Genomic DNA, 19,648 nt, shown 5'->3' with positions numbered 1-19,648 from the left:
AATGAGTTTTTAGTGGTTTATTCCTCAGGTTTGCGGGCTGTGATGTGGAAGCATGGCTGCCCTACTTCATATTTCACCCAGATCTTGCCTTCGTCACGCATTGAGCGCAGCACTTCAGAGAGCACACCTTTGAGATCGTCGGTGCTGCGGGCTTCGCCGGCAGAGTTGGCTATGAACGAGGCGTAGGATATGTCGAATGTCGTGCCCAGCTGGTGGACCGACGAGTCGATGGCATTGCGGTTGCGGCGGCGCAGGCGCTTGACGGTGCGTGGGGTGCGCAGGATGCTTGTCACCTTTATGCGGTAATCGCCTCCGCCCCTTGCCTCAAGGCTGTCACGGAAGCGGCGCCCGATTTCACGGAGGCGTCCGGCGGCTGCCGGCACAAGGTAGGGACGCGAGAATATCAGGGTGTCGACATAGTAGTCAGTGCAGGTTGTGACCTTGACTATCGGTGAGCGCAGCTGCCAGTGTGAGCGGGTATCGGTCAGAGGCTCCAGTCCATACTGCTCGGCCTCGGCCCAATGGATGTAGTTGCTGTCGTTGAAATTCTGTTTGAGACTGCCGAAATAGTTTACTTTGAGCCGCCCGTTTGGATCGGGCATCTCCGGCAGATGGCCTGTGTAGGGGCTTACGGTGTCTACCTCAAGGTCGTAGACCGACGTGAAGCGCGACACTTTCACTTCGGGCACCACTACCGAGCCGTCGCTCTCGCCGTGATTTGTCGGGGTGCACATCACCACACACAGACTGATGAACAGCATCAGAGGAAGCAGGAGTCTGAGGGTCTTGACAAGGCTGAAACGGCGTCTGGGTTTGCGCCGGCTGACGTGCTGGTCCATCGTGAGGTGCGGGTGCGGGTTGCTGCGGTTAGAAAATCAGTCATTATCAAGGACAATGCCGGCGAATTCGAGGGCTTCGCGACGTTCCACACAGGTGCCGCACTTGCCGCAGTGGTGTTCGCCGCCTTTGTAGCAGGAATATGTGTGCGAATAGTCGACGCCTAAGTTTTTGCCTCGTAAAGCGATTTCTCCTTTTGTCATATCAGTATAAGGCGCAAGGAGTTCAAGATGTTCATATGTGCCGTCGGAAATCGCGGCACCCATCGAACGGACAAATTCCGGACGGCAGTCGGGATAGATGGCATGGTCACCGGAATGGTTGGCGATCATGACTTTTTTGAGCTCCATGCTTTCGGCAAGCCCTGCTGCCACGGCGAGCATGATGCCGTTGCGGAAAGGCACCACGGTGGAACGCATGTTGTCATCGGCATAGTGGCCCTCTGGAATCTCGTCGGCTCCGGAGAGAAGCGAGCTCTTGAAGTAACGGCCCATGAATTCAAGATCAATCTCGATCCAGCGGATGCCGAGCCGCTCGCAGTTCCAGCGCGCACATTCGGCTTCGCGGCGATTGTGGTTTGAGCCGTACTGGAAGGTGACGGCTGCTGCTATAGTGTCGGCGTAGTCCCAGAGCATGGTAGTGGAGTCCATGCCGCCTGAGAGCACCAGGAGTGTATCTTTTGCCATATTTATAATATTATAATGATGTCAGTCGGTGAAATCTGTCTCAGAGATCCGAGGGAAATGAGTCGAGCATACGGCGGCGGGCCATTTCCTGATGCTCGCTGTCGCCGTGGTTGGCGAATGGGAGTATGGCTATTCCGCCACGCGGGGTGAAGATGCCTTTGACTTCGATGTAGCGCGGGTCCATGAGGGCTATGAGGTCTTTCATGATGATGTTGACGCAGTCTTCATGGAAATCTCCGTGGTTGCGGAAGCTGAAGAGGTAGAGTTTCAGACTCTTGCTTTCGACCATCTTCTCGCGCGGGATGTAGGAGATGATTATCTTCGCAAAGTCCGGCTGGCCTGTCTTGGGGCAGAGCGAGGTGAACTCCGGGCAGGTGAAGGTCACGAGATATTCGTTGTCGGGGTGCTTGTTGACAAATGTCTCCAGCACTTCAGGCGCATATTGTGTCGGGTATTTGACTCCGGTGTTGCCGAGCAGCGACACGCCGTCAAGTTCTTGTTCTGATCGCATACTTTAGAAATTGTAATAGTGTTACATTCAAATTGCAAATGTAACACTTTTTCGCAAGAGCAGCAAACCCGATCTGTGGGTTATGGCGCACCATCCGCCACGGCAGCACAGCCACCGTCCCCAGCAGCGTTGAAAGACTCGATGACACAGCCATCAGATCCGACATGGCCAACAATAAGATTAAATTCAAAAAATCGACATGCAAAACCTTTCACTTTTTCATCTTTTTGATGGGATTGATAACAGATTTAATGCTGTAAACTTTATAATTAACAAACTTTCACATTAAACAAACCCTATGCTACGCTAAAAAATATTACTTTTGTGACCGAATTGAAACATCTGTGTAAAAATTTTTTAATTCGCACAGTTGTATCTCATACAGGAGACTGGCGCGTAGCCACCCTCGCCCCCAACATAAAATTCCATTTTATTTCAAGTTTTCAATAATGACATTACGACATCATTAGAAGTTCCCCGCTTCCCGACAAAGCTCTCTCTTAACAACCCCAACCGGGAAGCACCCCGCAGAAAAGGGACTTTTCCGCACCGCTGTTTAAAATTATCATCATTTTATACTTTAACTAATTTCGTATTACTTAACTATTAGGTATGAAAAAGCTGTTTCTACTACTGACGGCCCTCGTCGTGGCTGTCGGAACGCTTGCGGCTCAGAACCGCACAGTTTCCGGCACCGTGATAAGCGCCGCTGACGGTGAGCCGTTGATCGGAGCCACTGTCATGGGTGTGGGTACCAAGATCGGTACCGCTACTGACATCGACGGAAAGTTCACTCTGAGCCTTCCCGAATCAGTGACCAAAATTCAGGTTTCTTACATCAGCATGAAGACTGTCGAGGTGGCTATCACTCCCGGTCAGATGATGATCTCGATGGAGAATGCCAACACTCTTGACGAAGTGGTCGTTACCGGTTACGGTGTTCAGCGCAAGGCTGCCTTTACAGGTGCCGCCTCTGTGCTCGACGGTGAGGTCATCGACAAGAAGTCTGATGTGAACTTCGTGAAGGCTCTCGAAGGCTCGGTCACCGGTTTCCAGTACAACAACTCTACTTCTTCGCCCGGTACATTCGGTTCGGTCTACGTCCGTGGCCGCGGTTCGCTTTCTTCAAGCTCGCAGCCTCTGTATGTGATCGACGGTGTGCCTGTCAATTCTGATGCCGATGGTATCAGCAGCGGGTCAAACAACTTCTTTGACCCGATGGCTGCCTACAATCCCAACGATATCGAGAGTGTGACTGTGCTCAAGGACGCTGCAGCAACCGCTATCTACGGTTCACGCGCAGCCAACGGTGTGATCGTCATCACTACCAAGAAGGGTGGCGAGGGCAAGTTCAACCTCAACATCGACATCAAGCAGGGTCTGACCAAGATGGGCAACCATAACATGGATTATGCCAATGCCGCAGAAACTATTGACTGGTTCACCAAGGGCTACATGGCTTTGAGAGGCGGTACGTATGACGAATGGTATGACAAGCTTGTCGGCGTTCTCGGTTGGGACGGCAAGACTGACACAGACTGGATCGACGCTGTGACCCGCACCGGTTATTTCCAGGAATACAACATCAGCTTCAACGGCACAAGCGGCAATACAAACTACTATGCCTCTATCGGCTATGTAGATTCAGAAGGTATTGTGATCAACTCAGGCAACACCCGCTATTCAGGCCGTGTGAACATCGATACCAAGTATAAATATTTCTCTGCAGGTGTCAATGCCTCTCTTTCATGGAGCAAAAACAACAACTTCAGCCAGTCGACAACTGGCGCAATGTCGAACCCTCTGACCGGAGCGGTCTCTTCATGGCTCCCGACTGATCCCATCTACAATGAAGACGGTTCATATTACGGTGTTTCAGGCTACAACCCTGTGGCTGTCAATGACGAAAAACTCGGTAACCTCTATGAGGTGACAAACCAGACCATCAATGCCAATCCCTGGCTTCGCATCGACCTGCCATTCGGCATCTGGGCCAAGACAAATCTTGGTGTCAACCTCGTTGACCAGACCGACTATGACTACTGGAGTGCCGTCTACAACCCGCAGGGTATGAAATATAACGGTCTCGGCCAGCAGTATAAGCAGCGTATCAGCACTATTACCTGGACCAACACTTTCGGCTGGACCAAGACTTTCGACAAGCATGACATCAACCTCCTTCTCGGTCAGGAATGCCAGCGCTACGACTACCACGAAGATTTCTATTCACGCACTGACTTCCCATTCGCTGACTCAGGCATGCGCGATCTGACAACCGCAGCCACAGACAACGGTAGCGCATATTACCGCAGCGAATCGCGTCTTGCATCATACTTCATGGATGCCCACTATTCATATGACGACCGCTACTACCTGTCGGCTTCTTTCCGCCGCGACGGTTCATCGGTGTTCGGCGCTGACAACCGCTGGGGTAACTTCTGGTCAGTCGGCGGCAAGTGGCGTCTCTCGCAGGAATCATTCGCAAAAGATCTCTCCTGGCTCAGCAATGCCGCGCTCCGTATCTCTTACGGTACTGTTGGCAACCAGTCTCTGCCTAACCTCTATGCTGCCCGCGGATACTATTCAGCCGAAGCTAACTACAATCAGGTTCCCGGTATGATTCCCGCTCAGATCTCAAATCCGGATCTTACATGGGAAACTTCCCGCAAGTTTGACGTTGGCTTTGATCTTTCGCTCTTCAACCGCGTGAACTTCACTTTTGACTACTACAACGATGAGACTTCCGATGCTCTCTACAAGGTGCCTCTGTCAATGACCACCGGTATGAATTCATATTATAAGAACATCGGCAAGATGCGCAACCGTGGTGTTGAATTCGGTGTCAATGGTGTGGCCTACACAAGCCGTGATCTGACTGTCAGCCTCTTCGCCAACCTCACCTGGAATGAGAACAAGATCCTCAAGCTTGCCGACGGATCTGTGGAATACACCTATCAGATTCTTGAAGAAGGCCGTCCCTTCACTCAGTTCTACACTCAGGAGTATGCAGGCGTAGACCGCGAGACCGGTAAGGCTCTTTATTACCGTTATGCCAAAGGCACAAAAGACGAGAACGGCAACGATCTCAGCAATGTGCTTACCGATGACTACAATGCAGCTGAAAAACGCTATGTAGGTTCAGCAGCTCCCAAGGTGTTCGGTGCATTCGGTCTCAATGCCCGCGGTTATGGATTTGACCTCTCCATGCAGTTCAACTACCGCCTCGGCAGCAAGGTGATCGACACCGGCCATGACTTCACCGGCTGGAACATGAGCACCTACCGCACACCGCTGAAGGAAATGATCAAAAATTCATGGACTCCTGAGAATCCTGATGCCAAGTATCCGCAGTACATCATCAGCGACCCCAACCAGATTTCTACCGACAACTATTCGTCACGCTGGATCATGAGCGGAAACTATCTCCGTCTTAGCAACATCACATTCGGCTACACTATCCCTGCTTCGATCACCCGCAAGGCTCTTATCTCTAAGTGCCGTATCTACACCAGTTTCGACAATGTGCACACCTGGACTGCATCTGATTTCATCGGCTACAACCCTGAAACCTATGCCAACGGTGAGATCGCATGGCAGTATCCCGCAGCGTTTACCTTCACCGGCGGCATCCAGCTGACATTCTAAAATTATCTTCTATCTTTCAAGAATCATAATTCACAAACTAAAGGAAAATATGAAAAAACTACATATCAAGGCTCTTGCTATGCTGCTTCTGGGCGGAAGCATGGTCAGCTGTGGCGATGACTTCCTGGATTCAAAGATCTATGATGGCATCGACATAGAAACCGGCCTTAACAGCGTCAACAATATAGGCTATGCTCTCAACGGTACATATTACAGTTTTTACCGTTACTATTTCGCCGGTAACTATGCCACTTCATTCGGCGACATCGCATCTGACCTGGCATACTGGAACCGTTCGTCGAGCCACTTCAATGCAATCAACCAGTTCACTCCGTCAGTGACTGACACTTATCTCTCATACATCTGGGAGTATGGTTACAAGGTGGTTGACAACAGCGCCCGAATCATCAAGGCCGGTGAAGCCATGAAAGAGAATGTCCACGAAGATGAAATCGCTGATCTCGACATGTATCTTGCTGAAGCTTATGCGCTCCGCGCCTATGCGAATCTTGTGCTTGTCAATGTGTTCGCCCATCAGGTGATGGTTGACGGTCAGGATTTCTCGGCACAGCCCGGTATCGTTGTGATCAACGAGCCTGTGGCTGCCGGTACGATGGTCAGCCGTAGCACTGTAGGCGATGCCTATACTTCGATTGTCAATGACCTGAAGTCTTCGATCAGCTATTTTGAACTTGCAGGCCAGACAAAAGAAAACCGTGTCTATATGTCGCCGGCGGCAGCATGGGGTCTTCTCTCTCGCGCTTATCTCTACATGGAGAAGTTCGATGAATCGATTGACGCAGCCAAGAAGGCTCTTGCCGCAGCCGGAGATCCGGCGCTTGCCTATACTCCCGCCGCCTACAAGGCTCTCTACAACGGTGAAGGCAGCAACACTGAAAGCTTCTTCTATCTTGCCATCAATACTTCCGATAACTGGAGCGCAAACTCCTGCGGTACACTTTGGTCGAACTACAGCTATGGCCCCACTCCCTATCTGAAGTCAATCATGACAGACGGTGACGTGCGTCGCGCAGTGTGGAGCTGGAATACTAATGACAAGGGTGTCGAAGAATTCGGAAGCGGCAAGTTCGGAGCCTATGGTCTCGGTGGAAACTCGGCTTACGGCACAAACTACCTGATCAACGCTCCTGAGATGTATCTCAACCAGGCTGAAGGCTATCTGCGCTCTTCGTCGGCTGACATCACCAATGCACAGAACGCACTCCTTGTGGTTGCAAAGCGTAACCCGGCCATCACTTCGGTTGCCGATCTGCCTTCTGATAAGGACGGTCTCATGAGCTTCATTCAGGAAGAACGTGCCCGCGAGCTCTTCCAGGAAGGTCACCGTCTCTATGACCTCCGCCGCTGGGATGTAAGTGCAAATCTTGCTCAGGACAATGTTTCTTATCCTGAAATCGACTGGGCAATCACCGGTTTCAAGATCTCTGACTGTGTTTATCCCATCCCTGCTGATGAGATCAATGCCGGATTCGGTGTGACACAGAATGAAGGCTGGCAGACCACATTCCCCAAGAAGTAAAGACCACATCAGCCCATAGCATCAATCTATAATACCGAGGCCGCGCCTGAATTCAACTCAGGCGCGGCCTCCGTTTGTTAATGGCTGATGTCAGTTTCCGGATTTCAGATGATGGATTTTTGGGGACGTGGGCTAAGATTAATAAAATGGAGCAGGATAGCCGTTGAACTCATATCTGAGATTGTGGTTGCGTTCGCCGATTTTTCTTGCCGGAATGCCGGCCATGATTGCAAATGGCTCTACATCTTTAGTCACCACTGCACCAGCTGCGATAACGGCTCCCTCGCCGATATTTACCGAATGAAGTATCGTGGTTCCGGGGCCTATCCAGGCTCGGTTGCCGATTGTCACCTTGAAAGCGGCACTGCTGTTACAGGCGAAGTCCGGATCACGATGATCATGCTGTTCGGTCCAGATATGCACATTGGATGAAAAATTTACATTATCGCCGATCTCTATCCCGTTTCGTGCATCGAGAATCACTTGGTCGCCAATAATTGTTCCGCGCCCGATTTTCAGTTTGTGGTGATCACGGATTTCTGCCCCCCAATATATGGTCGCCATCTTGCCTAATTTCACGCCAAAGATTTTTCGGTATATAAAATTGCGGATTGTGTGTGACGGTATTAATCCTACCTGGAAATCAATATATCGCCTGTAGCCGAAGAAATAGTATTGAGGGGTTTGCAGAAGCTTATGCAGAAATGATTTCCGTGTAGGAGTGCGGTCAGTTGCGCATGTTTCCGCTTCATCGGGTTTGTCAGCGGTGCGATTGTGCAGGCTTTCGGAATTTGTCCACGATTTTTCCTTCCGGATGCGGAATGCGACAAGCAGCGGACACATAAGAATGAAAACAATCCATTTGCCGCATACAATGAGCGCAAGCAGGAGAAGTATGTATGATTCAACATTTAGCATAGATTCAATAATAATCAGTTGGTTGTTTGGAAGCAGGTTTATATGTGTAGGGTTTTGTTACTTGGAGTGTTGCCGGCGGCCGGAGAGAATGAGGACGATGACGGCGAGGATGATGAGCACGATTCCAATCGAGGCTCTTACAGTCAGGATTTCGCCGAAGAGTGCCACTCCGAACATTACTCCGGTGATAGGTTCGAGGGCGCCGAGAATGGAGACCGGAACCGAGCCGATGCACTGGATTGAGATGGCTACTGTCAGCAGCGAGACTATGGTGGGGACAATCGAGATGCCCGCCACGCAGGCCCAGGGGAGCAGTCCGGAGGGCACAGGCTGCACTTCGGTGAAGCCGTCGGTGCGCACGGCGAAGACAATCATGCCGAAGAGCAGCGAGTAGAAGGTGAGAGTGGAGCCTGAGAGATGGCGTATGCGGCTCTTGTTGATCATCACCATGTAGAGCGCATAGGCCAGTGACGAGAGTATGACAAGGGTGACGCCGGTGGCTGTCACATGTGCGCCTTCGCCCGGATTGCACAGAAAGACTACTCCGGTGAGGCAGATGGCTATGGAGATGAGGGTCCACAGCGAGATGCGTTCGTGGAAGAAGATCCAGAGTATCAGCGCTATGAAAACGGGCTCGACAAAGAGCAGCGTGGAGGCAAGGCCTACGTCCATGTATCTGTAGGCTTCGAACAGCAGTACGGATGACATGGCGAAGAAGATGCCGAGGAGCACCATCAGCGGCAGGTCGCGGCGGGCGAGCCGGAAGCTGTCGCCGCGGATGAGCATGATGGTGCCGAGTATGATTGTGGCAAACAGATAGCGGTAGAAGAGTACGGAGGAGACGCCCATCCCAAGTTCATAGAGGGGGACGGCGAAGAGCGGGTTGGTGCCGTAGCTCACAGCAGCAACTGCACCAAGAATATATCCTTTGGTGGTCCGGGTCATGAGATTATGTGAAAAAACGGTGCGGCCGCCGGCCGGTTTTGCGCTTTAACAGTTATTGAGAAAAAACCTCTTAGTTTTTGATGAATGGGAGCAGGAGATTGTTGAGCTGATTGTATTCCACGAGGAAACCGTCGTGGCCGAAGGGGGAGTGGATCTCGCCGTAGACGGCTCCGGGAATCTTGGAGCAGAGTTCCTGCATCTCGCGGGGCGGGAACACGATGTCGGTTTCGAGGCCTACCACAAGGGTACGGGCCTTGATGCGCTTGAGAGCGGCGTCGAGGCCTCCGCGGCCGCGGCCCACGTTGTGGGTGTCAAAGGCTTTTAGAATGGCATAGTAGGAATAGGCATCGAAGCGGCGGCAGAGTTTCTCGCCCTGATACTGCTGGTAGCTCGATGCGCGGTGTATTTCGGGCAGCTCCTCGACATCTTTTTGGGTGAGATTGTAGCCATAATATCCGCGATAGCTCAGCAGGCCGATGGCGCGGGCGGCGGCAAGGCCTTTGCGTCCGGCCTGAGGGTCAGGGTCGCCGAAGGTCGGGTCGGCCTCGATGCTCATGCGCATGGTCTCGTCGATGGCTATGGTCCAGGGTGTGGCTATGGCGTCAGTGGCCATCAGAACGAGCCGTTCGAAGCGTTCGGGTTCCATCACGGCCCATTCGATGGCCTGAAAACCGCCCACAGAGCAGCCTACAAGTACCTTTATCCGGTCAATGCCGAGCGCTTCGGCAAGGACGCGGTGGGCGTTGACAATGTCGCGGATGGTGTAGGGTGGGAAATCTTTGTAGTAGGGTGAGCCTGTGGCGGGATTGGTGTGTAGCGGGGCGGTGGTGCCGTAAGGCGATCCGAGAATGTTGGCGCAGATTATGAAATTGTCGGCCGGATCGAGGAATTTGCCTTCCTCCACGGTGTGTGGCCACCAGTCCTGCACGTCGCTGTTGCCGGTAAGAGCATGGCACACCCAGATGACGTTGCTTTTGTCGGCGTTGAGTGTGCCATAAGTGTGATATGCTATGCGGAGGGCATCGAGCTGCCCGCCGAGTTCAAGGCTGAATGGTTCGGAATGGTGATAATAGTTGATCATTATGAGGCTTCTTAACAGTTGCGGAGCAAAGTTAAGCATAATAAGTAACTCTTCAAAATTACGCAGTCTGTTAGAGAGACGCTATTTGGGCGAATTTCAGAGTTACCCGGCCTGAATGATCAGAATATCACGTTGTATTTGGCCAGAAGTTCTGCGGGGTGGTATGATTCTTTGGCGTGGCGCAGACCGGGATCGCCCACGTCTTCCTCACGGTTGATGTAGATAAGGCCTGGATGGCGTCCGGTCATCATTTCGGCGAAGAGTTTGTTGATGGTCTCGCCGGCTCCGTTGACTTCATGGTCCATTTTTTCGATGTGGACAAAGAGGGTGTCGCCCTTGACTTCGCCGAGGGTGAATGCCACTATGCCGTTGGCCGGAGTGGAGAGTACTGCGCCCTCGAAGCCGAAGAGGCCTGGGGTGGAGAGCACCTGCATCACCTGCTCGCGCTCTATGTCGGCAAGCGCCGGTTTTGACAGCGGAAGATGGCGTGCAAGGAAAAACTCTTTGACAGCGGGAATCAGCTCCGGGGTCAGCGGTTCGAAGGTGTAGCCGGGATTTTCGGCTTCGAAACGGTTGACGTGGTTGCGTTTCTTGCCTAATTTCTTGCCTGAAAGGGTTGCGAGGGCCGAGGCCTCGTAGAGGTAGTCGCTCCAGTCGGCAAGCTGCTGGACGCTGCTTGCTCCGAGGGCTTTGAGCGGGGCCACGAAGGCTTCCGGGACGGCCGAGAAGATGAGGCGGCAGCCTGTGGCGGCGCAGTATTCACGCAAAAGAGCGACCGACTCCTCAAGCCCCATTTTGCCTACGGGGATTGAGAAAGCCGGCCGGCTGACATCGTCTTCAGTGACACCTTTGATGAAAAGAGTGTCATTGAATATACAGTATGAGTAGTCGAAGTATTCGAGCCACATGAATGTGCCGCCTACGGTGAAGTCGCATGTGCGGCAGCATGTCTGCGCGAGCAGCGGTCGCAGAGTGTCGATGTCTGCTATGCGCAAGGGCTTGAAGCTGAGTGAACATTCCTTTTTCGGTCTGGCCTTGAGCGCCGTCTGCGTGGCGGCCGCCGATTGTCGAAGCGTGATCATAATCTGAGATTTCTATGATTGTGTGTTTACTGAAAAACACACTGAGCCCCGATGAGGTTCATCTCAGGCTCCGGAGTGAGGCCCGATTGTGGTGGCTTACTGACGGCCAGAGGTGGCTACTTCGCGGTTGATCTTGGCAACGAGGCCCTGGAGCACCTTGCCGGGGCCGACTTCGATGAATTCGTCGGCGCCGTCGGCGATCATGTTCTGTACGCTCTGGGTCCAGCGCACTGGAGCGGTCAGCTGTGCCACGAGGTTGGCCTTGATCTCAGCGGCATCGGTGTGGGGCTTGGCATCGACATTCTGGTAGACGGGCACTGCGGGGTTGTGGAATTCAGTCGCAGCGATGGCTTCGGCGAGTTCGGCGCGGGCGGGCTCCATGCAGGGTGAGTGGAAGGCACCGCCTACCTTGAGGCGCATGGCGCGCTTTGCACCTGCTTCCTTGAGCTTCTCGCAGGCTGCGTCGATGGCTTCTTCTTCACCTGAGATCACGAGCTGGCCGGGGCAGTTGTAGTTGGCGCAGACAACTACTCCGGGGATCGAGGCGCAGACTTCCTCTACTTTTTCGTCGGGGAGGGCTATCACGGCAGCCATTGTGGAGGGCTTCAGCTCACAGGCTTTCTGCATGGCGCGTGCACGGGCGGCTACCAGACGGAGACCGTCTTCGAAGCTGAGGGCGCCGGCGGCTACGAGTGCCGAGAATTCACCTAAAGAGTGACCGGCTACCATAGAGGGCTGGAAGTCTTCGCCGAGTGTCTTGGCGAGGATCACAGAGTGGAGGAATACGGCGGGCTGGGTTACTTTGGTCTGACGGAGGTCTTCGTCAGTGCCTGCAAACATCAGGTCGGTGATGCGGAAGCCGAGAATCTCGTTTGCCTTCTCGAACATTTCCTTGGCTACTTCATTGCTTTCATAGAGGTCTTTGCCCATTCCTACGAACTGGGCGCCCTGACCGGGGAATACGTAAGCTTTCATTGAATTGTCGTGAATTTGAATTCGTTTGAATATGATTGGTTTGAGAGTACAAAGTTACGCTTTTCTATTGATTAGTTAAGGTTCAAAAACCATTTTTAACATCAGCGGAGTCTGCGGTGACGGGTTTTAAACAGATTTGCAGCAAAAAAATCACTAACTTTGCAGAAAACCCAAATATCAGAATGACACCCTGCATTTTCAATCTCGGCACCGGAGAGATCATTGTGATTCTCGTGGTGGTGCTTCTGCTTTTCGGCGCCAAGCGCATACCCGAACTTGCCCGCAGCATGGGCAAGGGCATCAGCCAGTTCAAACAGGGCATGAATGATGCCGTCAGCGAAATCAAAGATAATACGACCGAAAATTCCGACAAAAGCGCTGCTGAAAAGTGAGCGGCGAAATGGGATTCTGGGATCACGCCGAGGCCCTGCGCGGAGTGCTGCTCCGCATGGCGGCCGTCATCGTTGTGCTTACGGTCGGGCTGTTTGCGGCCATGCCCCACATTTTCGATTCTGTGATTCTGGCTCCGTGTCGGGGCGACTTCATTCTCTACCGGTGGCTTGACAGCATTTCTGCGACTTCACTGATGCCGGGAGGCAGTGGCGGCGATTTCGAAGTGCATCTGATCAACATCCGTCTGGCCTCGCAGTTTTTCATCCACATGTCAACCTCCTTCTGGCTGGCTGTAGTGCTTGCTTTCCCGATATGTGTGTGGCTGCTCTGGGGCTTCATAGCACTTGGGCTTTACGAAGAGGAGAAGCGTGGGGCGCGAGGCGCGTTTTTAGCCGGAAACCTGATGTTTTTCTTAGGCGTTGCCACCGGCTACTTCCTTGTGTTTCCGCTGACTCTGCGCTTCCTTGCCGACTATCAGCTGAGCGCACTGATTCCCAACCAGATCTCGCTTGATTCCTATATGGACAATTTCATGATGCTGATTCTTGTGATGGGCATTGTGTTCGAGCTGCCCCTGGTGGCATGGATGCTGGGCAAGGCCGGAATTGTCAGCCGCGGACTTTTCAACCGCTACCGCAGGCATGCCGTGGTGGCGCTTCTGGTGGCGGCGGCTGTCATAACCCCGACGGGCGATCCGTTCACCCTGATGGTGGTCTTCCTGCCTCTCTATCTCCTCTGGGAGCTTTCGGCTCTGACTCTCCCTTCTGAGAGGTCGTTTAAAAAAGAAAAATCAGAAACTGAAACGATAAGTAACTTATGAAAATTGGCATTATAGTGGCCATGAGCAAAGAGCTGGCCATGATATTACCCCTTCTCTCCGATGCGACTGTAGAAACCCGTGGTGCTGTCACTCTCCACCGCGGACGCATAGGCGGCAATGACATTGCCGTGATGCAGTGTGGTATAGGCAAGGTCAACGCGGCTATCGGCGCCGTGAGCCTGATCGATGCTTTCTCACCTGATCTGGTGATCAATACCGGAGTTGCGGCAGGCGCCGGAGATGACATCCGGGTGATGGATATAGTGGTGGCCGACTCTCTCGCGCATCATGATTTCTGGTGCATAGGCGAGGAGTGGGGCCATGTGCCCGGCTGTCCCCGTCTTTTCCCGGCCGAGGTGCCGGCTGTTGCGGAAAAAAGCGGAGCGAAGAAGGGTCTCATCGCCTCCGGAGAGCTGTTCATAAGCCGCAAGGAGGAAATCGATTCGATCCGCTCGCACTTCCCGATGGTGAAGGCCGTCGACATGGAGTCGGCCGCCATAGCCCAGGCCTGCTGTCTGCGCCAGGTGCCGTTCATGTGTCTCCGCGTGATCAGCGACTCGCCCTGGACCTCTCATGACAATTCGAGCCAGTATGAGGATTTCTGGACTGAAGCTCCGCAGAAGTCGTTTGCAGCAGTGAGCGAGATTCTTGCTTCATTGTGATCCGTCTACGATTCTGAAAACAATCTCTTAAGACTACTTATGGAAAAAATAGCAAGCTTTACGATTGACCACAACCGTCTGCAGCGGGGCGTCTATGTGTCGCGCCGCGATGTCACCCCCTCAGGCGATGTGCTCACTACTTTTGACATACGAATGACCGAGCCAAACCGCGAGGAGGCTCTGACACCTGAGGCGCTGCATGCAATGGAGCATCTTGCCGCCACCTTCCTGCGCAACCATCCGCAGTGGAAAGACCGTGTGGTCTACTGGGGCCCTATGGGTTGCTGCACCGGCAATTATCTGATTCTGCAGGGTCAGCTTGAATCGGCCGAAATCACAGGTCTGATACGCGAGACAATGGAGTTTGTAAGCTCCTTTGAAGGCGAGGTGCCGGGAGCCACTCCGCGTGACTGCGGCAACTGGTCGTTCATGGATCTTGAGGCTGCCCGCAAGGCTGCCCGCCGTTATCTCGACGAGGTGATCTGCTGTCTGAAACCTGAAAACCTTGTCTACCCTCAGTGATGAAAGACCTGAAAGGGATCAAGGGTAAATATTACATAGCCCGTCTGATAGAAGAGGGCGAGCATGAGCACCAGGATTTCAAATTTGCCATCTCGGATGCCCGTAAGATTGCCCGCAGCATATCGGCCTTTGCCAACAGAGACGGCGGCCGTCTGCTCGTTGGGGTGAAAGACAACGGCGTGGTGGCAGGTGTCAGAAACGAGGAAGATATCTTTGTCATAGAGCAGGCCGCCGAGATGTATTGCCGTCCTCCGCAGGAAATCCGGGTCACGGCTTTCAAGGCCGAGGAAGAGAAGACGGTGCTGCGCATCGAGATTGACCGCGCGCGGCGCCGGCCGGTGCTTGTGATGGAGGCTGACGGATCGGCCCATGCCTATTACAGGGTCAAGGACGAGAATATCTCGGCCACGCCGCTTATGGTCCGTGCCTGGGAGGCTGCTTCTTCCGAGACCGAGGGGGTGCTGATCTCGCTGAGCGAGTCGGAAAGCCGGCTTGCAGGTATGCTTGCCGAGGGGCCTGTCACGCTTGAAGAGTTCATGCTTGCGGCAAAGGTGTCGCGCTCGATGGCCGAGGATATAGTGGTCAGACTCCACACCATGAATCTGCTCGATTTCGTCTACAATGGCAAGACCTTCCTGCTCTGCCGCATGGAGGAGCCCGAAGATGAATAGCGACAGCGTCTGCGCCCGGAGGGCTATTGAAGTCCGCTCCGGTCTGAATGATAAAAAACTCGTCTGGCTGACATTTGTGTCTGCCGGACGAGTTTTTTTATGGATTGAAGTGGGCTCCTGTTGATGCAGGAGTCTACCTGTCATGCCACTTTATCAGATGCGGGCTTTGATGGCTTCAGTTTCTTTTTCATAGCCGGGTTTTTCGAGGAGAGCGAACATGTTGCGCTTGTAGGCTTCCACGCCGGGCTGGTTGAAGGGGTTGATGCCGAGGATGTAGCCGCTGATGCCGCAGGCTTTTTCAAAGAAGTAGATGAGCTGGCCGAGATATTTCTCTTCGAGGGCGGGGATGGTCACAAGGATGTTGGGAACACCGCCGTCGACGTGAGCCAGACGGGTGCCGAGTTCTGCCATCTTGTTTACTTCGTCAACGTGCTTGCCGGCGATGTAGTTGAGACCGTCGAGGTTAGCCTCGTCAGAGGGGATGAGTTTTTCGTGCTTGCTTTCGCCTACAGAGATCACGGTTTCAAATATGGTGCGTTCGCCTTCCTGAATCCACTGGCCCATCGAGTGGAGGTCGGTGGAATTGTCGACAGCGGCGGGGAAAATGCCCAGATTGTCTTTGCCTTCGCTTTCGCCGTAGAGCTGCTTCCACCATTCGCCGAAGAAGTGGAGTTTGGGGTTGTAGTTCACGAGGATCTCGGTCTTCTTGCCGGCTTGATAGAGGGCGTTGCGGGTTTCGGCATAGAGATATGCGGGGTTCGAAGCGTCAGCCGAGTTGGTCATCTTTTCCATTTCAGCCGCACCGTCGATGAGAGCGCGGATGTCAAAACCGGCCACTGCGATTGGGAGCAGGCCCACGGGGGTGAGCACCGAGTAGCGGCCGCCCACGTTGTCGGCGATGACGAAAGTCTTGTAGCCTTCTTCGGTAGCGAGGCGGCGGAGAGCGCCACGCTGGGCGTCGGTGATGGCTACGATGCGCTTGCGGGCTTCTTCAAGACCGAGCTGGCGTTCGAGCTGTTCTTTGAGCAGACGGAAGGCGATGGCCGGTTCTGTGGTTGTTCCGCTCTTGGAGATCACGATGATGCCGAAGCGTTTGTCTTTGAGATAGTCCTGGAGTTCATAGAGATAGTCTTCGCCGATGTTCTGGCCTGCGAAGAGCACCTTGGGGTTGCCCTGTTCTGCGGGACGGTATGCGGCAAAGCTGTCGCTGAGAGCTTCGATCACGGCTTTTGCTCCGAGATAAGAGCCGCCGATGCCGATGGCTACCACTGTGTCACAGTCGCGGCGGAGTGCTTCGGCTGTGGCCACGATGTCGTCAAGGAGAGCATCGGTGGTTTCCGTCGGGAGGTTGACCCAGCCGAGGAAGTCGCTGCCGGCTCCGGTTCCGTTGAGAACTTTGTCGAGCGCGCTTGCGGCATTCGCATCGAGCTTATTGATCTCGTCCTGGCTCACTGTGCCGAGGACGTCTTTGATGTCAACATGTAAGGTCTTCATGTTATTTTATTTTTTAATTTGGTAAGATCTCTGTTGCGTGGGGCGCTGATTGCAGTACCCGCTTATTTATATAAACCATTTTCCGAGCGATCTGATTGACCGTTCGGCATTGGCGTGGCGGTAAAGCACATCGTAGACGGCGTCAAGGATCGGCATTTCAACCCCGTAGCGCTTGTTGATTTCCTTTATGCACTTTGTGCCGTAGTAGCCTTCGGCTGTCTGCTCCATTTCCATTCTGGCGGTTGACACGGAGTAGCCTTTGCCTATTATGGAGCCGAAATTGTGGTTTCGGGAGAAGCGTGAGTAGGCCGTCACCAGCAGGTCGCCGAGATAGACCGAGTCACAGATGCAGCGCGGGCGGGGGCATACTTCGTCAATGAAGCGCTCCATCTCGCGGATGGCGTTGCTGACGAGCATGGCGAGTAAATTGTCGCCTCCCTTCATGCCGTGGACAATTCCGGCGGCTATGGAGTAGACGTTTTTCAGCACGGCCGCATATTCGATGCCTTCCACGTCGCTTGATGGTATGGCGCGGGTGTTGGGCGAGGTTAGCAGCTTGCCGAAGAGTTCGGCGTTGGCCACGTCATGACAGCCTACTGTCAGAAAACTCGGCCGGTCGAGGGCCACTTCCTCTGCATGGCAGGGGCCGGCCACCACCAGCACGTGTTCGGGCTTCACCCCGAAATGGTGGACGACGAAATCCGAGATGATCTCGTTGTCGCCGGGCACTATGCCCTTGACAGCCGAGACGATGTGTTTGTCGGATATGTCGGTGGTGATTTTGTTGATATGGGTTTTGAAGTATGGCGAAGGCATGACCATCAGCAGAGTGTCAGCCTGGGAGCATACGTAGTTTATGTCGCTTGAAAATTCAATCCGTGTGACGTCAAACTGGACGTCGGTGAGGTAAGCGGGATTATGGCCGAGCTTTTTGAAGTCGTCGATACGGTCATCGCGCCGCATATACCAGAGTATGGAGTCACAGTTGCGCAGGAGGAGCTTGGCGAGCGCTGTAGCCCAGCTCCCGCCGCCCATCACTGCTATTTTGTTGAATGCCATGAGTATGCGCGAAATGATTTTGAGTGTCAGGGTCGAATGAGTGTGGAGTCTGTTATTCGCCTGCCGCGGGTGTGGCGGCTGCTATCCACTGTTCGATTTCGTCGACGAGGGGAGCTTTGAAACCGAGTTTGAATTTCTTGTTGATGCCGCAGAGTTCCTGGTGGAGTTTTCCGGCGCTCTGGGCCGAGAGAAGTTCTACGGTGTAGACTCCGGCCTTGTAGAGGGGCGCTACCCATTCGGCGGGAACGCCGAGGGCGGTGAAGGCTTCCTCCTTGTCGCGGCGCTGCACCTTTTCGGGGCGCATCTGCGGGAAGAAGAGCACTTCCTGGATGGTGCTCTGGCCGGTCATCAGCATGACGAGGCGGTCGATGCCCATGCCCATGCCTGATGTGGGGGGCATGCCGTATTCGAGAGAGCGCACAAAGTCCTGGTCGATGATCATTGCTTCGTCATCGCCCTTGTCGGCAAGCTTCATCTGCTCAACGAAACGTTCATACTGGTCGATCGGGTCGTTAAGTTCCGAATAGGCGTTGGCGAGTTCCTTGCCGTTGACCATCAGTTCGAAGCGTTCGGTAAGTTCGGGGTTCTCGCGGTGTTTCTTGGTCAGAGGCGACATCTCGATGGGGTAGTCGATGATGAAGGTGGGCTGTATGTAGCTGCCTTCACACTTCTCGCCGAAGATTTCGTCGATGAGTTTGCCTTTGCCCATAGTCTCGTCTACTTCGATGCCGAGAGATGTGGCAGCTTCTCGGAGCTGCTCTTCGGTCATGCCGGTGATGTCTATTCCGGTGTGCTCCTTGATGGCATCGGTCATGGTGACGCGGCGGAAGGGAGCCTTGAAGCTGATCATGTTGTCGCCAACCTTGATCTCTGTGGTGCCGTTGACTTCGAGACAGATGGTCTCAACGAGTTTTTCGGTGAATTCCATCATCCAGTTGTAGTCCTTGTAGGCCACGTAGATCTCCATGCAGGTGAATTCCGGGTTGTGGGTGCGGTCCATGCCCTCGTTGCGGAAGTTTTTGCCGATTTCATAAACTCCGTCAAAACCACCTACAATGAGGCGCTTGAGATAAAGCTCGGTGGCGATACGCATGTAGAGCTCCATGTTGAGGGAGTTATGGTGGGTGATGAAGGGACGGGCGCTTGCTCCGCCGGCTATCGACTGGAGAATCGGGGTCTCTACCTCCATGTAGCCGTGGTCATTGAAGAACTTGCGCATTGAGTTGAGCACTTTGGTGCGCTTTACGAAGATATCTTTCACGCCGTCGTTGACAATGAGGTCAACGTAGCGGCGGCGGTAGCGGAGTTCGGGATCATCAAAAGCGTCGTAGGTCACACCGTCTTTCACCTTCACGATGGGCAGCGGGCGCAGTGACTTGCCGAGCACTATCAGCTCCTGGGCGTGAACCGAGATTTCGCCGGTCTGTGTGCGGAACACGTAGCCTTTGATGCCTACAAAGTCACCGATGTCAAGCAGTTTCTTGAACACCACATTGTAGAGGTCTTTGTCTTCGCCCGGACAGATTTCGTCGCGGTTCACATAGACCTGGATGCGGCCTTTGGAGTCCTGAAGTTCAAGAAAAGAGGCTTTGCCCATGATGCGGCGGCCCATGATTCGGCCTGCTATGGCCACATCGCGGCGGGGGGCTTCGTCTGCAAAAGTTTCTTTAATTTCGTCGGAGTAGCCGCTGACCGGAAATTCGGCTGCGGGGAAGGGGTCTATGCCACGGCGACGCATTTCGTCAAGACTGCCTCGACGTACGATCTCTTGTTCACTGAGTTCAAGGACATTCATATATTGATGATT

General features: G+C 53.7%; 18 protein-coding genes. 7 read left to right on the top strand and 11 right to left on the bottom strand.

The features are described from left to right. Positions 1–17: 17 nt before the first annotated feature. Genes FDZ78_RS02510 through queF form a run of 3 tightly spaced genes read right to left on the bottom strand, consistent with a single transcriptional unit; the run spans position 18 to position 2,034 of the window. Positions 18–839 carry a DUF5715 family protein gene (locus tag FDZ78_RS02510; protein ID WP_136409022.1) on the bottom strand — a complete coding sequence of 274 codons (822 nt, stop codon included), beginning with the start codon at positions 837–839 and terminating at the stop codon, positions 18–20. Positions 840–875: 36 nt separating this feature from the next. Then, positions 876–1,523, bottom strand: a complete 648-nt coding sequence (queC, locus tag FDZ78_RS02505; protein WP_107031275.1) for a 7-cyano-7-deazaguanine synthase QueC — start codon at positions 1,521–1,523, stop codon at positions 876–878. Positions 1,524–1,563: 40 nt separating this feature from the next. Continuing rightward, positions 1,564–2,034 carry a preQ(1) synthase gene (gene queF, locus FDZ78_RS02500; protein WP_136409021.1) on the bottom strand — a complete coding sequence of 157 codons (471 nt, stop codon included), beginning with the start codon at positions 2,032–2,034 and terminating at the stop codon, positions 1,564–1,566. A gap of 612 nt (positions 2,035–2,646) precedes the next feature. On the opposite strand from queF, the gene FDZ78_RS02495 reads away from it, so the two are divergent. Both FDZ78_RS02495 and FDZ78_RS02490 read left to right on the top strand, forming a co-directional pair. After that, a complete protein-coding gene (locus tag FDZ78_RS02495; protein WP_137426174.1) occupies positions 2,647–5,679 on the top strand; it encodes a TonB-dependent receptor in 3,033 nt (1,010 codons plus the stop codon). A gap of 49 nt (positions 5,680–5,728) precedes the next feature. Continuing rightward, the gene (locus tag FDZ78_RS02490; protein ID WP_136409019.1) at positions 5,729–7,219 is read left to right on the top strand and encodes a RagB/SusD family nutrient uptake outer membrane protein; all 1,491 of its coding nucleotides are present in this window, start codon (positions 5,729–5,731) and stop codon (positions 7,217–7,219) included. Positions 7,220–7,357: 138 nt separating this feature from the next. Here FDZ78_RS02490 and FDZ78_RS02485 read toward each other — a convergent pair whose 3' ends face one another. From FDZ78_RS02485 to fabD, 5 genes are all read right to left on the bottom strand, one after another. Further along, positions 7,358–8,137, bottom strand: a complete 780-nt coding sequence (locus tag FDZ78_RS02485; protein WP_136409018.1) for a DapH/DapD/GlmU-related protein — start codon at positions 8,135–8,137, stop codon at positions 7,358–7,360. 57 nt (positions 8,138–8,194) lie between these two features. Next, on the bottom strand, positions 8,195–9,082 hold the full coding sequence (locus FDZ78_RS02480) for a DMT family transporter (protein WP_136409017.1): 888 nt from the start codon (positions 9,080–9,082) through the stop codon (positions 8,195–8,197). Between the two features lie 70 nt (positions 9,083–9,152). Next, positions 9,153–10,163: a homoserine O-acetyltransferase gene (gene metX / locus FDZ78_RS02475; RefSeq protein WP_136409016.1), complete on the bottom strand. Its 1,011-nt coding sequence runs from the start codon at positions 10,161–10,163 to the stop codon at positions 9,153–9,155. A gap of 119 nt (positions 10,164–10,282) precedes the next feature. Next, entirely contained in the window at positions 10,283–11,245 is a 963-nt protein-coding gene (locus tag FDZ78_RS02470; protein WP_123398523.1) for a DUF2156 domain-containing protein, read from the bottom strand. 96 nt (positions 11,246–11,341) lie between these two features. Then, a complete protein-coding gene (fabD, locus tag FDZ78_RS02465; protein WP_136409015.1) occupies positions 11,342–12,220 on the bottom strand; it encodes an ACP S-malonyltransferase in 879 nt (292 codons plus the stop codon). A gap of 182 nt (positions 12,221–12,402) precedes the next feature. Here fabD and FDZ78_RS02460 point away from each other — a divergent pair, with 182 nt between their 5' ends. The 5 genes from FDZ78_RS02460 to FDZ78_RS02440 are packed head-to-tail and all read left to right on the top strand — an operon-like array spanning position 12,403 to position 15,288. Further along, positions 12,403–12,612 carry a twin-arginine translocase TatA/TatE family subunit gene (locus FDZ78_RS02460; protein WP_107031283.1) on the top strand — a complete coding sequence of 70 codons (210 nt, stop codon included), beginning with the start codon at positions 12,403–12,405 and terminating at the stop codon, positions 12,610–12,612. Positions 12,613–12,620: 8 nt separating this feature from the next. Then, positions 12,621–13,433, top strand: a complete 813-nt coding sequence (tatC, locus tag FDZ78_RS02455; protein WP_136409014.1) for a twin-arginine translocase subunit TatC — start codon at positions 12,621–12,623, stop codon at positions 13,431–13,433. Beyond that, positions 13,430–14,095 carry a 5'-methylthioadenosine/adenosylhomocysteine nucleosidase gene (locus FDZ78_RS02450; RefSeq protein ID WP_123398520.1) on the top strand — a complete coding sequence of 222 codons (666 nt, stop codon included), beginning with the start codon at positions 13,430–13,432 and terminating at the stop codon, positions 14,093–14,095. The genes tatC and FDZ78_RS02450 overlap by 4 nt, the downstream gene beginning before the upstream one ends. A gap of 39 nt (positions 14,096–14,134) precedes the next feature. Further along, on the top strand, positions 14,135–14,617 hold the full coding sequence (locus FDZ78_RS02445; RefSeq protein ID WP_123398519.1) for an S-ribosylhomocysteine lyase: 483 nt from the start codon (positions 14,135–14,137) through the stop codon (positions 14,615–14,617). Continuing rightward, entirely contained in the window at positions 14,617–15,288 is a 672-nt protein-coding gene (locus FDZ78_RS02440) for a helix-turn-helix domain-containing protein (RefSeq protein ID WP_136409013.1), read from the top strand. Before FDZ78_RS02445 ends, FDZ78_RS02440 begins: the two co-directional genes overlap by 1 nt. Before the next feature lie 153 nt (positions 15,289–15,441). On the opposite strand, the gene FDZ78_RS02435 is transcribed toward FDZ78_RS02440, so the two are convergent. The 3 genes from FDZ78_RS02435 to lysS all read right to left on the bottom strand — a co-directional run bounded on the left by FDZ78_RS02435 (position 15,442) and on the right by lysS (position 19,636). Next, positions 15,442–16,782: a glucose-6-phosphate isomerase gene (locus FDZ78_RS02435; protein ID WP_123398517.1), complete on the bottom strand. Its 1,341-nt coding sequence runs from the start codon at positions 16,780–16,782 to the stop codon at positions 15,442–15,444. Between the two features lie 66 nt (positions 16,783–16,848). Beyond that, a complete protein-coding gene (locus FDZ78_RS02430; protein ID WP_240740320.1) occupies positions 16,849–17,841 on the bottom strand; it encodes an NAD(P)H-dependent glycerol-3-phosphate dehydrogenase in 993 nt (330 codons plus the stop codon). A 52-nt stretch (positions 17,842–17,893) separates the two neighbouring features. Beyond that, a complete protein-coding gene (lysS, locus tag FDZ78_RS02425) occupies positions 17,894–19,636 on the bottom strand; it encodes a lysine--tRNA ligase (RefSeq protein WP_123398516.1) in 1,743 nt (580 codons plus the stop codon). Positions 19,637–19,648 lie beyond the last annotated feature (12 nt).

Origin of the sequence: Duncaniella sp. B8 (assembly GCF_005304985.1) — a bacterium.
Taxonomy (GTDB): domain Bacteria; phylum Bacteroidota; class Bacteroidia; order Bacteroidales; family Muribaculaceae; genus Duncaniella; species Duncaniella muris.
Note: the sequence above shows the minus strand (reverse complement) of the source record. Positions and strands in the feature narration are given on the sequence as shown.

Bases quoted from the DNA above. Each gene is read 5' to 3' on its own strand.
- FDZ78_RS02450 (WP_123398520.1), top strand. From the start codon at position 13,430: ATGAAAATTGGCATTATAGTGGCCATGAGCAAAGAGCTGGCCATGATA.
- tatC (WP_136409014.1), top strand. From the start codon at position 12,621: ATGGGATTCTGGGATCACGCCGAGGCCCTGCGCGGAGTGCTGCTCCGC.
- FDZ78_RS02430 (WP_240740320.1), bottom strand. From the start codon at position 17,841: ATGGCATTCAACAAAATAGCAGTGATGGGCGGCGGGAGCTGGGCTACA.
- FDZ78_RS02460 (WP_107031283.1), top strand. From the start codon at position 12,403: ATGACACCCTGCATTTTCAATCTCGGCACCGGAGAGATCATTGTGATT.
- queF (WP_136409021.1), bottom strand. From the start codon at position 2,034: ATGCGATCAGAACAAGAACTTGACGGCGTGTCGCTGCTCGGCAACACC.
- lysS (WP_123398516.1), bottom strand. From the start codon at position 19,636: ATGAATGTCCTTGAACTCAGTGAACAAGAGATCGTACGTCGAGGCAGT.
- FDZ78_RS02510 (WP_136409022.1), bottom strand. From the start codon at position 839: ATGGACCAGCACGTCAGCCGGCGCAAACCCAGACGCCGTTTCAGCCTT.
- metX (WP_136409016.1), bottom strand. From the start codon at position 10,163: ATGATCAACTATTATCACCATTCCGAACCATTCAGCCTTGAACTCGGC.
- FDZ78_RS02485 (WP_136409018.1), bottom strand. From the start codon at position 8,137: ATGCTAAATGTTGAATCATACATACTTCTCCTGCTTGCGCTCATTGTA.
- FDZ78_RS02495 (WP_137426174.1), top strand. From the start codon at position 2,647: ATGAAAAAGCTGTTTCTACTACTGACGGCCCTCGTCGTGGCTGTCGGA.
- FDZ78_RS02445 (WP_123398519.1), top strand. From the start codon at position 14,135: ATGGAAAAAATAGCAAGCTTTACGATTGACCACAACCGTCTGCAGCGG.
- queC (WP_107031275.1), bottom strand. From the start codon at position 1,523: ATGGCAAAAGATACACTCCTGGTGCTCTCAGGCGGCATGGACTCCACT.
- FDZ78_RS02480 (WP_136409017.1), bottom strand. From the start codon at position 9,082: ATGACCCGGACCACCAAAGGATATATTCTTGGTGCAGTTGCTGCTGTG.
- FDZ78_RS02435 (WP_123398517.1), bottom strand. From the start codon at position 16,782: ATGAAGACCTTACATGTTGACATCAAAGACGTCCTCGGCACAGTGAGC.
- fabD (WP_136409015.1), bottom strand. From the start codon at position 12,220: ATGAAAGCTTACGTATTCCCCGGTCAGGGCGCCCAGTTCGTAGGAATG.
- FDZ78_RS02490 (WP_136409019.1), top strand. From the start codon at position 5,729: ATGAAAAAACTACATATCAAGGCTCTTGCTATGCTGCTTCTGGGCGGA.
- FDZ78_RS02440 (WP_136409013.1), top strand. From the start codon at position 14,617: ATGAAAGACCTGAAAGGGATCAAGGGTAAATATTACATAGCCCGTCTG.
- FDZ78_RS02470 (WP_123398523.1), bottom strand. From the start codon at position 11,245: ATGATCACGCTTCGACAATCGGCGGCCGCCACGCAGACGGCGCTCAAG.